The organism is Kitasatospora sp. NPDC096128, from assembly GCF_040303105.1.
In the GTDB taxonomy this organism is placed as follows: Bacteria; Actinomycetota; Actinomycetes; order Streptomycetales; family Streptomycetaceae; genus Kitasatospora.
On record NZ_JBEOSP010000015.1, the window covers coordinates 58,959 to 71,853 of the forward strand.

Here is a 12,895-nt window from a genome sequence, read left to right on the forward strand (position 1 = left end):
AAGGGGAGCGGAAGTTGTCGCACGCCACCGAGGGCGGAGTGTTCGCGGTCGTCGAGTCCTGGCACGGGGCCGTCGGCCGCACGCCGCTGGAAGCCGCGCGCCGACTGGGCCTGCGCACCGCGTTCGTGACCGCCGACGCCGGCCGCTACACGGCGAACGACGCCGACCGGGCGGCCTTCGCCGGCTGCGTCGACGAGGTGATCGAGGCGGACACCCGCAGCGGCGAGGCCGTGGCGGACGCGCTGGCCGCCCACCAGCGGGCGGGCCGGCTGCGCGGGGTCTTCACGACCAACGACTACAGCGTGCCGACCACCGCCGAGGCCGCGCGGCTGCTCGGCCTGCCCGGGCTCGCCCCCGAGGCCGCCCACCGGGCCCGGCACAAGCTGCGCACCCGTGAGGCCTGCGACCGGGCCGGGGTGCCGGGGCCGGCCTGGGGCTGGGCCCGCTCCGAGGCGGAGGCGCTGGCCGCCGGGGAGCGCGTCGGCTATCCGTGCGTGGTCAAGCCGATGACCGACGCCGGGAGCATCGGGGTCCGGCTGTGCCGGTCCCCCGCCCAACTGGCCGAGTACTACCGCGCGATCGCCTCCGTGCCGACCGACTACCGGGGCGGGCCGCGCACCCCGGGCGCGCTGGTCGAGGAGTACGTGGTCGGATTCGAGGTGAGTGTGGAGACCGTCACCTCGGTCGGCGAGCGGACCGTGCTCGGAGTGACGGACAAGGCGCTCGGCCCGCACCCGCATTTCGTCGAGATCGGGCAGTCCTTCCCGTCCCTGCTGCCCGAACCGGTCCGGGACCGGTGCGCGGCCCATGCGCTGGCCGCGCTGGACGCCCTCGGCCACGACTTCGGCGCCGCCCACGTCGAGGTCAAGCTGACGGCGGACGGGCCGCGGCTGGTCGAGGTGAACGCCAGGATGCCCGGCGCCCGGATCACCCGGCTGATCCAGGAGAGCACCGGCGTGCACCTCCAGCGCGAGCTGGTCAAGCTGCACACCGGCCGGCAGCCCGATCTGGCGGTGCGCCACCGACGAGGAGCCGCCTCCCGCTGCCTCACGGCGACCGACGGCGGAACCGTGCGCGCCGTCCGCGGGGAGGAGCTGGCCCGCCGGGTGCCGGGCCTGGTCGCGCTCGATGTGTACGTGCGGCCGGGCGACGCCGTCCGCCGAGCCCGGGACAACGTCGACGTCTGCGGCAGCCTGGTCGCCGTCGGCGACACCGCCGGCGAGGCCGTACGGCGCGCCGACGCGGCGCTGGGCCAGCTCTCGGTGGACGTCGAGGCGGACGTCGAGGCGGACGTCGAGGCGCATGTCGTGGCGGACGTCCAGGCGCACGTCGAGGCGGACCTCAGGGCGCACGTCGAGGCGGCGCCGTGAGCGGTGCACGGGCCGCCCGCCTGCTGCCGAGCGGGCCGGGCGTCCGTCGGCTCGCCGCCGCCGGGCTGGTCAACGCGGTGGGGACCGGCTTCTTCTACGCGTTCGCGCTGCTGTTCTTCGAGGACCGCACGGGGCTGTCGCTGCGCACCATCGGCACCGTCCTCGCCTGCACCACGCTCGCCGTGCTGCCCGCGCTGTCCGCCGTCGGCCGGATCGCCGACCGGTTCGGTCCCCGACCCGTGCTCGTGGTCGCCGCGCTGGCACGGGCCGGCTGCTTCGTCGGCTTCGTCGTGCTGCCCGGACTGCTGCCCTTCGTGCTGCTCAGCGCGGTGCTCGCGCTGGGTGGCCGGGCCGAACAGACGGCTTCTCCGCTGCTGGCGGTGGCGCTGTCCCCGGAGGAGGAGCGCGGCCGCTGGCTGGCGCTCTCCCGGGTGGTGTTCAACGCGGGGATGGGGACGGGCGCGCTGACGGCCGGTCTGCTCGTCGGGCCCGGGGCCGGCTTCGCCCTGGTCGGCCTGGTGAACGCGGCCAGTTTCGTGGTCGCCGCCGCGCTGTACGCGGCGCTGCCCGCGACGGCGGCCGCGGGCCGCTCCGCCGCGCCCGACGCCGACCGCCGGCCGGCCCGTCCGTACCGCGATGCCGGGTTCGTCCGCATCGCCGCCGTGTACGCGATGCTGCTGGCCGTCGTGCTGACCACCGAGAGCGCGCTGCCGGTGTACGCGCTGCGCGACCTGTCCCTGCCGGGCTGGTCGGTCGGCCTGCTGTTCGCCGTCAACACCTGCCTGCTGACGCTCCTCCAACTCCCGTTCAGCCGCTACCTGGAACGGTTCCGCCCGGCTGCCGCGCTGGCCGTCGGGGGGCTCTCGTACGTCACGATGTTCCTCACCGCGCTGCTGCTCCCCGCCGCCTTCGCCGGGCTGCGCACCGTCCTGCTGGTCGCGGCGATGGTGGTCTACACCCTGGGGGAGATGGTGGTCTCGCAGGCGGCCCTGGTGATGCTGACCTCGTGGCCGCCGGCGGAGCAGCGCGGCAGCTACCTGGCGTTCAACCAGGTGCTGACCGGGGTGGCGTCGGCGGCGGCTCCGTTGCTGGCGACCGGACTGCCGACGGGCGGGAGCGGAGCCCTGTGGTGGACGCTGACCGGCATCTGCGGGGCGGCGGCGCTGTTGGCGCTCGGCGCGGTCGGGACGAGCCGGGTACCGGCTCCGCAGCCGGCGCCCGACCCTCAGCGGTCCGTGTCCTGACCGAGCCAGCCGAGTGCCGCGGCTCGCGCGCCGGCCTGGAAGCGGCTGCCCACGTCCAACTTCTGCATCAGGTCGGCGATCAGCCGCCGCAGGGTCCGGGACGAGACGCCGAGGGAGCGTGCGATCGCTTCGTCCTTCATCCCCTGCGCCAGCATCTGCAGCAGCGCCCGCTCGCGCTCCTCCAGGGGGGAGTCCGCCTGCTCCTGCTCGTCGAACTCCTCCTCCGGGGAGGCCGCGGTGCCGTGCACCCAGCAGTACTCGAAGGTCTGGACGAGCAGGGCGACGGCGTCGGCGCCGCGGAACTCCAGCGCCGCCAGCCGGCCGTCCTCGCGCGGGCGCGCGGAGGCGTAGCCGAGCGCCCGGTCGACGACGATCAGGCGGAAGGGCAGCACCGAGGCGACCCTGACCTTGACGCCGATCTCCCGGAGCGACCTCAGGTGGGCCCGCGCATAGGGCACCTTGAGCATGGCGGAGAGGTGGATCGACCGCATCCGCACGCCCCGGTCGAGGGCTTGGAGGTTGCGGTCCATGCTGTCCGTGAGCATCTCCGGCGGCAGCGGAGCGCCCGGGTGCATGCTGAGGATCTCCCGGCGGGCCAGCGCCGCGGCGCTCTCCAGCGCGGAGACCACCTGGTCGCCCTCCAGCACGGCGAACGTGGCGCTGCTCTCCGGGCCGGACCTGAGGTTCATCAGGTTGGCGCTCAGTGCGGCCAGTGTCTGCTGGGTCCGGTGCAGTTGGTCGATCCGGTCGCGGACGGCCTGTTCCTCGTGGTCCAGCAGCCGTGCCAGCGCCAGTTCGAGCGAGGGCGGCCGCTCCTGCAGCTCCTCCAGGGGAGACCCGGTGGTGGCCGAGAGCGCCTGGAGAAGTTCGTGTACGGCAGCACTGGCCGCAGGCATGCCCTCCCCCGTTCTGTAGGCCTCCTACCCTTGGGTGATCATATCCATACAGGCTGTTGCAGGGCTATGCGGTTTCGGACACGAAGCGATTATATGTGGCCATCCAGGAAGAACGTCCGGAGAATCCCAGTTGGCCGCAGGATCTGCCATCGGGCGCGCGTTGACCTGCAGATTCTTCTGTCTCGCCAGGTGGAGTGACGGAAGCCACTGGCCGTCTGCTGCCATGACCCCTCAGGGACATCCGGTGGCCCTTTACGGTCCGTCGAGTCGCCGGACATGCTGATCGTCAGGCCCGAGTGGCCGGCACGGGACGCGTTCGGGATCCCGTGCGACGCAGAACGAAGGACGAGGAAATGCCCAAGCGCCAGGACTTCGCCAACCACCGCACCGCGTCCCGCCCGTGGGCCCTCGCGGCCGCCGCCGCGCTGCTCGCCGCCGCCGGGGCCGCTGCGGTCGCCGGTGTTTCCGCCGGTCCCGTGCACGCCGTCGTGGCCGCCAAGGTCGCGTCCCAGGACGATCTCGCCTGGGGCTGAGGCCGGTTCGGGAGTTCCGGTCGCGGTGACAGGGGCTCGACCGGATGGCCTTCGTCCGTATGATCTGATCGCGTACGGTCAACTTTACGAACGGAGGCGCAATGCCGGAGACCAGCGAACACACCAGCGGATCCCGGGAGTTGACGGAGGGGTCGGCCGGCCCGGTCGGGGAAGTGGCGGCCGGACCGGCCACCGCCCGTGAGGCCACCGGCCGGATCCCGGCGCCCGTGCTCGCGGTGGCCGCGATGTTCACGGTCCAGCTCGGAGTCGCCTGGTCCACCTCGCTGTTCGAGCCGCTCGGGGTTGCGGGCGCGACGTCGCTCCGCCTCCTCGTCGCCGCCGCGGTGCTCCTGGTGATCGCCCGGCCGAGCCTGGCCGGGCGGACGCCCCGTCAACTGGCCACGGTGGCACTGCTCGGCCTCGCCTCGGGCGGGATGACCCTGCTCTTCGCCGCGTCCATCCAGCGCATCCCGATGGGCGTCACCTCGACCATCGAGTTCCTGGGGCCGCTCGGCGTGGCCCTCGCCTCCTCCCGGCGGCTCTCCCACGCGGGTTGGGCCGCCCTGGCCGGCCTCGGCGTGGTGCTGCTCTGCCTCGCGGACGACGGCCTGAACGGTGCCGACGGCCTGGACACCGTGGGTCTCGCCCTCGCGGGCGCGGCCGCCCTGTGCTGGGCGGTCTACATCGTCTTCACCCGGCGGGTCGGGCAGGTCTTCGACGGCTTCCAGGGGCTCGCGGTCTCGATATCCGTCGCCGCCGTCGCGGTCCTGCCGGTCGGCGGGGCGTCGGCCTGGCACGGCCTGGTCGACTCCGACCGGACGCTCTGGCTGCTGGCCCAGGGCGTCGGCGTCGCCCTGCTGTTCCCGGTCGCCACGTACATGCTGGAGATGACCGCGCTGCGGCGGCTCTCCAGCCGCGTCTTCGGCGTGCTGACCAGCCTGGAGCCGGGGGTGGCGGTGCTGATCGGCTTCCTGGTGCTGGGGCAGAGCCTGGCACCGGTCCAACTGGCGGGCCTGGGCTGCGTGGTGCTGGCCAGCATCGCCGCGACCCTGGGCGACCGGGGAGAGGAGTAGCGAACCCGCCCTCATCGGGAACCCGCCCTCATGCGAGGGCGTGCCGCCGCACCGAGTCGAGGTGCCGACCCAGGTAGCGCATGAACGGCGTGCCGCCGGTCCCGGTGTCGGTGGAGTTGGCCTCCTCCCGCTGGGCCTGGCGCTGCACGTATTCGGCCGCGAAGCGCAGGTGCAGCGTCCGGAAGTCCGCCATCGCCTCGATGCAGGCGTCGTACGCCGCCAGCGGGGCGGCCGGGCGGCCGGCGGTCAGGAAGCCGCGCAGGTCGAAGCGGCCGCCCACCGAGGTGATGAAGGCGCGGTGCCGGGCCGGCATGTAGTCCCGCATCCCGAGCAGGTAGTCGCGCAGGGGATCGTCGTCGTCGGCGATCCCCAGCACGGTGTCGAGGAACGGGATGATCGCACTCTGCGCGCCGGTCTCGCCGCTGAACCGCTGCGGCCGTTCCGCGTAGGCGGTCACGCCCTGGTACACCAGTCCGTCCGGGAAGGCGGGGTTGTCCTTCCAGCCGAACAGGAACCGGCGGACCCGGTGGTAGTAGACGTACGGGTCGCAGCGCTCCGGCATCCGGGCCAGGACGGCGTGCATGGCCCGCAACGCCTCGGCGACCGCGTGCAGCCGGTCGGCGAGGAGCTCGGCGTCGCCGGCCGACCCCGCCTCCTGGGCCGCCACGGCCGCGCTGATTCCGGGGCCGGCCGCCGCCTCGATCGCCACGTGGACGAGGACGAACCAGTCGTCGTCCATCCCGCCCAGGAAGTCCTGGAGCCGGCGGATGTTGCCGAGCTCGACCGGGCCGTCCGGATCGAGCCTGGCCCAGTTGTGGAGCTGCTGGGTCGCGTAGGAGAGGATCGGCGGCCGGCCCAGCCGTTCGGCGACGGCGTGCCAGGGGACGGCGATCGGGGCCGGGCAGAACGCGGCCGGGGTGCCGCTGTCGTTGATCCAGGCGTGCCCGAAATAGCTCAACAGGAGCATGGCGCGTTCGAGTCGGGGCCCGTCCGGCAGCTCGGCGACGTCCAGTCGGGGCAGGTCGGCGAGCAGCGTACGGGCCCGGCCGGACACCAGGTGCTTGGGCAGTGCGGCCGCGAGCTCGTCCCAGGCGTCGAACGGGGCCGGCAGCGAGGTCAGCGGGTCGGCGGCGGGGAGGAACCCCAGGACCGGGTCGACCTCGAAGGCCCGGAGGTCGACCCCGGTCTTCCCGTCGGTGCCGTCCAGCTGTCCTTCGGCCATCGCATCCCCCAACTCGCCGTCACATCGCGCTCATCGCCGCCCGGGATGGCGGGAGCGAGCCCGAAGGTACCCAATCGGGGGCCGGACCGGGCGGCCGGTCGCCGACCGGAACGGGCATGCCCGGATCCGGCCAGCGACCCGCTGGAGCAGGCCCGTTGACCGGGTCCGGCCGTGGCACAGGACGGTCAGCCGGAGCAGCTGGACGCCCCTTCTCCGAGACGGTGAGACTCGACGACGGCCCTGCCGATCGACTTCGCGCCGTCCGCGAACGGCACCCCGCGTCTCGGGTGGAGCCACCCCTCTTCCAAGGCGTTTGCCGATACCGCGTTTGCCGACACTGAAGGACTCACTCATGCCCGGTGCCCTTTCGGACCTCCCCGCGTCGCTGCCCCTCCGTGAGGCCGACCAGGTGCCCTACCTCGAACTGACCGACGCCGAGAGCGCCCAGCTGCGCGAGCTCGCGGACGGGATCCTCGACACCGACACCGACCTTCCGCTGGACCAGCGCCTCGACGACCTGGCGCTGCTCGCCCACGAGGCCCCGCGCCGGGTGCGCGCCACCCTCGCCGCGTTCCGCATCACCGGGCGCCCGTACGGCGGCATGGTCCTGTCGAACATGCCGATCGACGAGGCCGCGGCCGGCCCCACGCCGACGAGCTACACCTCCGAGCCGAACAGCCGTGAGGCGGACCGGGCGTCCGCGCTCCTGCTGCTGCTCGGCTCGCTGCTCGGCGACCCGGTCTCCTACCTGACCCAGCAGCGCGGCAAGATGGTCCTCGACCTCTTCCCGATCAAGGGCCACGAGCACGAGCAGCTCGGCTCCAGCTCGACGGTCAACCTGGAGTGGCACAACGAGGACGCCTTCCACCCGCTGCGGGCGGACTGGATCATGCTGATGGGCCTGCGCAACCACGACCAGGTGCCGACCACCTTCGCGCCGATCAACTCCATCCCGCTCGACCCGAAGTCGCGTCGGCTGCTGTCGGAGGACCGCTACCTGATCCTGCCCGACGAGTCGCACACGGCCGCCTTCAACGCCAGCACCACCGGTGTGGAGGAGGGCGACTGGGTGGCCGAGGCGTTCCGGAAGATCACCGAGATGAACGAGACCCCCAAGCCGGGCCCGGTGCTCTCGGGCAACCCGGAGGACCCGTACGTCCGCATCGACCCCGCGTTCATGCCGCGTGACCTCGACCCCGAGGCGCTGGCCGCGCTGGACGAGCTGATCGCCGGCATCGACTCCGAGATCCGGGACGTCGTGCTCGCCCCTGGCGAGATGCTGATCGTGGACAACAAGCGCGCGGTGCACGGCCGCAAGCCGTTCACCGCGCGGTACGACGGCACCGATCGCTGGCTGCGCCGGATCAACGTGATGGCCGACCTGCGCAAGGCGGCCGGCCGCCGGTACTCCCCGCACGGCCGCGCGCTGGTCTGATCCGCGCCGCGACGACCGGTGTGGCCGGCCGGCCCCGGAGGTCGACCGACCCCGGGCCGGCCGGCCACGGTCCGGTTCCGTGGTCAGCTCACCCGGTGGTCAGCTCACCCGGTGGTCAGCTCACCCGGTGGTCAGCCCACCCGGACGCCGTCCGGCAGCGGCCGCTCCGGGCGGGCCAGCGCGGGAAGCACCCGATCGGGTGAACCCAGGTCGAAGAGCATGGCATCGGAGACCTCGCCGGCCATGGTCCGCGGCTCGACGTTGACCACGAACAGCGCCTGCTGGCCGACGATCTCCTGCGGGTCCTCGCGCTCGCCGCGCATCCCCGACAGGACGGTGCGCTGGTGGTCGCCGAAGTTGATCCGCAGCCGCATCAGCTTCTTGGAGTTCGCGATCTCCTCGACCGACAGGATGGTGCCCACCCTGACGTCGAGCCGGTCCAGCACCTCGAACGGGACGAGGGGCTTGACCGGGGCGGGAACGAAGTCCCCTTCCTCGATGAACCGCTGGCTCATGGGGCACTCTCCTGATGATCCGTCGATGCGTGCGTGTGCTGCCGAAGGGCCATGGTGGGCCGCCCGGGCGGACCGATCCTCCTGGTCGATCGCGCACCGGATCCAGGTGGTCCGGTGGCCAGCTTCGGACGTGGCCGCCACCGGACTGCCGCTCCCGATGGAAACCGCGTTCCTCCGGCGGGCAGGCTCCAGCCCCGGAGGCGCCTCAGCGCGATGGCCGCGGCTCCCCCCGGCTCTCCGGCACCCATTCTATGAATGATCGTCACATCCCGTGCCACGGAACCGTTCGGCCTCCCCGGCACGCTCCGGCACCGTACTGATCGCGGAGCCGTTCTCCTCCGGCGTGGACGGCGTGGACGGCGTGGACGGCGTGGACGGCGTGGCGGCGGCGGTCGGCATCACCTCCGGCTCCTTCCACGGCGAACTGCGGCCGCCCGAGGACGAGCCGGTCCTGATCGAGATCGAGGAACAGGGGGCCTGCTCCTCGCCCCGGTGCTCGGCGGTGCGCTGCTGCTGCCCGATTCGGGCCCGGTCGCGGCCGTTCCGGCCGATTCGGTCGAAATGGCTACACTGGGTGTGTCTGATCGGAGATTGCTATCAGTACCGAACCGCCCACCTCCCGGCCCACCCCCCGTAGGGCCGCCGCCGGCAAACCCGAGGCGGCTGTCGGGAGCACCGCGGTCCGCAGCCCGCGCACGCCTACGGTCGCCCAGCTCAAGGCCTTCGTCGCGGTGGCCGAGCACCGGCACTTCCGGGAGGCCGCCGCCGCGACCGGGACCAGCCAGCCGGCGCTGTCCGGGGCGGTCGCGGCGCTGGAGGAGTCGCTGGGCGCGCAACTGGTCGAGCGTACGACGCGCAAGGTGATCGTCACTCCACTGGGGGAGCGCGTGCACGAGCATGCGCGCCGGGTGCTCGCCTCGCTGCAGGCCCTCACCGAGGAGGTCGACGCCGCCCGCCGTCCGTTCACCGGACCGCTGCACCTCGGGGTGATCCCGACCGTCGCGCCGTACCTGCTGCCCACCGTGCTGCGGCTGGTCCGCGACCGCTTCCCGGAGCTGGAGCTGCACGTCCACGAGGAGCGCACCCCCTCGCTGCTGGAGGGCCTGGCCGCCGGGCGGCTGGACGTCCTGCTGCTCGCGCTCCCGGCCGGCGGCTCCTCGCCGACCCGGGACATCCCGCTGTTCGACGAGGACTTCGTCCTGGTCGCCCCGCCGGAGCACCCGCTCGCCGGACGGATCGACGTGCCGCGGGACGTGCTGCTCGACCTGGACGTGCTGCTGCTGGAGGAGGGCCACTGCCTGCGCGACCAGGCCCTCGACATCTGCCGCGAGGTCGGTGCCGACCCGGCCGGCTCCACCACCCGTGCGGCGGGCCTGTCCACCCTGGTCCAACTCGTCGCCGGGGGGCTCGGGGTGACCCTGCTGCCGGCCACCGCCCTGGACGTCGAGGCCGGCCGCACCGACCGGCTGGCCGCCGTCCGGTTCGCCGCCCCGGCGCCCGGCCGTCGGATCGGGCTGGCCACCCGGCCGGGCTCGGCCCGCAGCGTCGAGTACGAGCGCTTCGCGGCGGCGCTGCGCGAGGTGCTGGTCGAGCTGCCGGTCCGGATCGTCGAGGGTCCCTAGCGGTAGGAGGTCAGTGCGCCGCCGGCTCGCCGAGGCAGAGGCCGACGGTGGTCGCCACCAGCAGGTCCAGCCCCTCCAGGGTCTCCGGGTCGGGCCGCTCGCCCGGCGGGCGCCGGATCAGGTGGCGGGCCGTCAGGCCGTCGAAGCCGGTGAGGAAGTGGGCGGCGATCCGGTCGGCGCCCAGCGCGAGGGTCAGTCCGTGGGCGGCGGCGAGGGTGGCGAGCATCTCGGCGGCGGTGCCCTCCATGGCGTGCTGCAGCCCGAGCATGATCTCCCGGACGTCGGGGTCGCGCATCGCCAGCGTCTCGAACTCGCTCAGCAGGACGCAGCGCCCGTCCTCGCCGGTGGCGGCGTCCCAGAGCGCGTGGACCAGGGTGCGGACCTGGTCGCCGAACGGTCCGTCGCCGGGGGAGGCGGCGCGCACCCGGTCGATGAACTGGGCGGCCACCTCCTCGACGACGGCCCGGTAGAGGTCCTTCTTGGTGCCGAAGGTGTAGTGCACCGTCGCCTGTGCCACGCCCAGCTCCGCCGCGATCGCGCGGGTGCTGCCGGCGGAGACCCCTTCCCGGGTCATCAGGTCGATCGCGGCCCGGACCAGCTGCGGTCGGCGTTCGGAGGCGGGGACATGAGCCATTCAGCCAGGGTAGCGCCATGGTCGGGCAACTGTGTCGATCGATTTTGTCGGTCAACTTTGTCACCTGACAAAGTTGGGTCTACCGTGGCAGGGGTTCGCTCAGGCACCTGCCTGGCACCCGCCCGTCCGCCGACCACACCGCGAGGGGTCAGACCTTGGCCACGTACCTGTACCGACTGGGCCGCTACTGCTTCCGCAGAAGGCGCGCCGTGCTGGCCGTCTGGATCGCACTGCTGATCGCCGTGGGCGGGGCCGCGGGCGCCCTCGCGGGCAAGACCAGCGACGAGTTCAAGGTCCCCGGTACCGAGGCCCAGGCCACCCTGGACCGGATCAAGCACACCTTCCCCGAGCAGGGCCACGGCTCCGCCCAGGTGGTCTTCGCCGCCCCGGCGCCCGGCGGCATCGCCTCGCCCGAGGCGCGCCGGGCGGTCGGCGAGGCCGTCACCCGGATCGCCCACGCCCCCGGCGTGGCCGCGGTGCCCGACCCGTACGCCACCGGCGCGGTCTCCCCGGACGGCCGGGTCGCGATCGCACTGGTCTCCTTCGACCACAAGCTCGCCGAGGTCACCGACCAGCAGCGGGACGCGGTCCGGGCCGCCGCCGAACCGGCCCGCGCGGCCGGACTGGAGGTGGCCTTCGGCGGCGACGCGTACAACAGGTTCGCCCAGGTCGAAGGCGGCTCCGAGGCGATCGGACTGGCGGTGGCCGGGGCGGTGCTGGTGATCACCCTCGGCACCCTGGTCGCGGCCGGGCTGCCGCTGCTGACCGCGCTGGTCGGCGTCGCCGTCGCGATGGCCGGGCTGCTGGCGCTGACCGGCTCGTTCGAGATCATCACCACCGCGCCGGTGCTGGCCCTGATGGTCGGCCTCGCGGTCGGCATCGACTACGCCCTGTTCCTCCTGTTCCGCTACCGCCGCCACCTGGACGAGGGCCTGGAGCCCGAGGAGTCCGCCGCCCGGGCCACCGCGACCGCCGGCAGCGCCGTGGTCTTCGCCGGACTGACGGTGGTCGTGGCGCTCGCCGGGCTCGCCGTCGCCGGCGTCCCCTTCCTCACCGTGATGGGCCTGGCCGCCTCCGGCGCCGTCGTGGTGGCCGTCCTGGTCGCGATCACCCTGCTGCCCGCGGTGCTCGGCTTCACCGGCCGCGCGATCGACCGGCTGCCGGTCTGGAAGCGGGCGCTGACCACCCACGGCAAGGTCACCGTGGGCGAGCGCTGGGCCCGCTTCGTGGTCCGCCGCCCGCTGCCCGTCCTGCTGGTCGGCCTGGCCGGACTGGGCGCCATGGCGGTACCCGCCGCCAGTCTGGACCTCGGACTGCCGGGCGGCGGCTCACAGGCCGTCGGCACGGACGCCCGCAGGGCGTACGACCTGGTCAGCGAGGGCTTCGGCCCGGGCTTCAACGCACCGCTGGTGGTGGTCGTGGACGCCCACGGCGCACCGCGTCCCGAGCAGGCCGTCCAGGAGGCGGCGGGCCGGTTGCAGGGGTTGAAGGGCGTGCAGACCCTGCTGCCGCCGAAGGTCGACGCGGTGAGCGGCACCGCCCTGGTGCCGGTCATCCCGAAGACCGGCCCGGACCACCAGGACACCCGGGCGCTGGTGAACGAGATCCGCGACCAGCGCGCCGGGATCGCGTCCGCGACCGGCGCGAGCATCGCCGTCACCGGCACCACCGCCGCCAACATCGACGTCTCCACCAAGCTCGGCCAGGCCCTGCCGCCCTTCGTCGCGGTGATCGTCGGCATCGCGCTGGTGCTGCTCGCGCTGGCCTTCCGCTCGGTGCTGGTGCCGCTCAAGGCGGTGCTGGGCTTCCTGCTCAGCATCCTGGCCTCGCTCGGCGCGGTGGTCGCGGTCTACCAGTGGGGCTGGCTGGACGGCCTGATCGACGTGCCCAAGGTCGGACCGGTGGTCAGCTTCGTGCCGATCCTGCTGATCGGCGTGCTGTTCGGGCTGGCGATGGACTACGAGCTGTTCCTGGTCTCCGGGATGAAGGAGCAGTACGTCCACGGCAAGTCGCCGCGCGAGGCGGTCGTCGGCGGGGTGAAGGGCGGCGCCCGGGTGGTGACGGCGGCCGCGCTGATCATGATCTCGGTGTTCGGCGCCTTCGTCCTCGGGCACGACCCGATCGTCCAGCCGATCGGCTTCGCCCTCGCGGTGGGCGTGCTGGTGGACGCCTTCGTGGTGCGGATGGCCCTGGTGCCGGCTGCCATGGCGCTGTTCGGCGGGGCCGCCTGGTGGTTCCCGAAGCGGCTGGAGAAGGTCGTGCCGAAGGTCGACATGGAGGGCGAGCAGCTGATCGCCCGGCTGGAGGGGGAGCGCCGGTCGGCGAGGGAGCCCGCCGGGGTCTGACGCTCT

At 73.4% G+C, this 12,895-nt stretch carries 12 protein-coding genes; 8 read left to right on the forward strand and 4 right to left on the reverse strand.

Annotated elements, in window-relative coordinates:
• The first annotated feature begins 14 nt into the window (after window positions 1–14).
• Window positions 15–1,370 carry an ATP-grasp domain-containing protein gene (locus ABTY61_RS18455; protein WP_350506059.1) on the forward strand — a complete coding sequence of 452 codons (1,356 nt, stop codon included), beginning with the start codon at window positions 15–17 and terminating at the stop codon, window positions 1,368–1,370.
• Entirely contained in the window at window positions 1,367–2,614 is a 1,248-nt protein-coding gene (locus tag ABTY61_RS18460; RefSeq protein ID WP_350506060.1) for an MFS transporter, read from the forward strand. The genes ABTY61_RS18455 and ABTY61_RS18460 overlap by 4 nt, the downstream gene beginning before the upstream one ends.
• Here the strand turns inward: ABTY61_RS18460 and ABTY61_RS18465 are convergent.
• On the reverse strand, window positions 2,596–3,510 hold the full coding sequence (locus ABTY61_RS18465; RefSeq protein WP_350506061.1) for a helix-turn-helix transcriptional regulator: 915 nt from the start codon (window positions 3,508–3,510) through the stop codon (window positions 2,596–2,598). The genes ABTY61_RS18460 and ABTY61_RS18465 overlap by 19 nt on opposite strands.
• A gap of 353 nt (window positions 3,511–3,863) precedes the next feature.
• Here ABTY61_RS18465 and ABTY61_RS18470 point away from each other — a divergent pair, with 353 nt between their 5' ends.
• Window positions 3,864–4,043 carry a hypothetical protein gene (locus tag ABTY61_RS18470; RefSeq protein WP_350506062.1) on the forward strand — a complete coding sequence of 60 codons (180 nt, stop codon included), beginning with the start codon at window positions 3,864–3,866 and terminating at the stop codon, window positions 4,041–4,043.
• Between the two features lie 101 nt (window positions 4,044–4,144).
• Window positions 4,145–5,116: an EamA family transporter gene (locus ABTY61_RS18475; RefSeq protein ID WP_350506063.1), complete on the forward strand. Its 972-nt coding sequence runs from the start codon at window positions 4,145–4,147 to the stop codon at window positions 5,114–5,116.
• Window positions 5,117–5,144: 28 nt separating this feature from the next.
• Here ABTY61_RS18475 and ABTY61_RS18480 read toward each other — a convergent pair whose 3' ends face one another.
• A complete protein-coding gene (locus ABTY61_RS18480; RefSeq protein ID WP_350506064.1) occupies window positions 5,145–6,338 on the reverse strand; it encodes a PrnB family protein in 1,194 nt (397 codons plus the stop codon).
• Window positions 6,339–6,690: 352 nt separating this feature from the next.
• Here ABTY61_RS18480 and gntD point away from each other — a divergent pair, with 352 nt between their 5' ends.
• The gene (gene gntD / locus ABTY61_RS18485; RefSeq protein WP_350506065.1) at window positions 6,691–7,773 is read left to right on the forward strand and encodes a guanitoxin biosynthesis L-enduracididine beta-hydroxylase GntD; all 1,083 of its coding nucleotides are present in this window, start codon (window positions 6,691–6,693) and stop codon (window positions 7,771–7,773) included.
• A gap of 131 nt (window positions 7,774–7,904) precedes the next feature.
• Here the strand turns inward: gntD and ABTY61_RS18490 are convergent, their stop codons facing one another.
• Window positions 7,905–8,288: a hypothetical protein gene (locus tag ABTY61_RS18490; RefSeq protein WP_350506066.1), complete on the reverse strand. Its 384-nt coding sequence runs from the start codon at window positions 8,286–8,288 to the stop codon at window positions 7,905–7,907.
• Between the two features lie 271 nt (window positions 8,289–8,559).
• Here ABTY61_RS18490 and ABTY61_RS18495 point away from each other — a divergent pair, with 271 nt between their 5' ends.
• Together ABTY61_RS18495 and ABTY61_RS18500 are read left to right on the forward strand one after the other, a co-directional pair.
• Complete coding sequence (locus ABTY61_RS18495; RefSeq protein ID WP_350506067.1) at window positions 8,560–8,925, forward strand: hypothetical protein; 366 nt, start codon at window positions 8,560–8,562, stop codon at window positions 8,923–8,925.
• Window positions 8,879–9,910, forward strand: coding sequence for a LysR substrate-binding domain-containing protein (locus ABTY61_RS18500; RefSeq protein WP_502895360.1), 1,032 nt, complete (start codon window positions 8,879–8,881; stop codon window positions 9,908–9,910). Before ABTY61_RS18495 ends, ABTY61_RS18500 begins: the two co-directional genes overlap by 47 nt.
• Before the next feature lie 10 nt (window positions 9,911–9,920).
• Here ABTY61_RS18500 and ABTY61_RS18505 read toward each other — a convergent pair whose 3' ends face one another.
• Window positions 9,921–10,544 carry a TetR/AcrR family transcriptional regulator gene (locus tag ABTY61_RS18505; protein ID WP_350506068.1) on the reverse strand — a complete coding sequence of 208 codons (624 nt, stop codon included), beginning with the start codon at window positions 10,542–10,544 and terminating at the stop codon, window positions 9,921–9,923.
• 155 nt (window positions 10,545–10,699) lie between these two features.
• On the opposite strand from ABTY61_RS18505, the gene ABTY61_RS18510 reads away from it, so the two are divergent.
• Window positions 10,700–12,889 carry an MMPL family transporter gene (locus ABTY61_RS18510; RefSeq protein ID WP_350506069.1) on the forward strand — a complete coding sequence of 730 codons (2,190 nt, stop codon included), beginning with the start codon at window positions 10,700–10,702 and terminating at the stop codon, window positions 12,887–12,889.
• The last annotated feature ends 6 nt before the right edge of the window (window positions 12,890–12,895 follow it).

Excerpts from the sequence above, each read along its gene's own strand:
- ABTY61_RS18480 (WP_350506064.1), bottom strand. The coding sequence starts at position 6,338 with ATGGCCGAAGGACAGCTGGACGGCACCGACGGGAAGACCGGGGTCGAC.
- gntD (WP_350506065.1), top strand. The coding sequence starts at position 6,691 with ATGCCCGGTGCCCTTTCGGACCTCCCCGCGTCGCTGCCCCTCCGTGAG.
- ABTY61_RS18490 (WP_350506066.1), bottom strand. The coding sequence starts at position 8,288 with ATGAGCCAGCGGTTCATCGAGGAAGGGGACTTCGTTCCCGCCCCGGTC.
- ABTY61_RS18505 (WP_350506068.1), bottom strand. The coding sequence starts at position 10,544 with ATGGCTCATGTCCCCGCCTCCGAACGCCGACCGCAGCTGGTCCGGGCC.
- ABTY61_RS18465 (WP_350506061.1), bottom strand. The coding sequence starts at position 3,510 with ATGCCTGCGGCCAGTGCTGCCGTACACGAACTTCTCCAGGCGCTCTCG.
- ABTY61_RS18470 (WP_350506062.1), top strand. The coding sequence starts at position 3,864 with ATGCCCAAGCGCCAGGACTTCGCCAACCACCGCACCGCGTCCCGCCCG.
- ABTY61_RS18475 (WP_350506063.1), top strand. The coding sequence starts at position 4,145 with ATGCCGGAGACCAGCGAACACACCAGCGGATCCCGGGAGTTGACGGAG.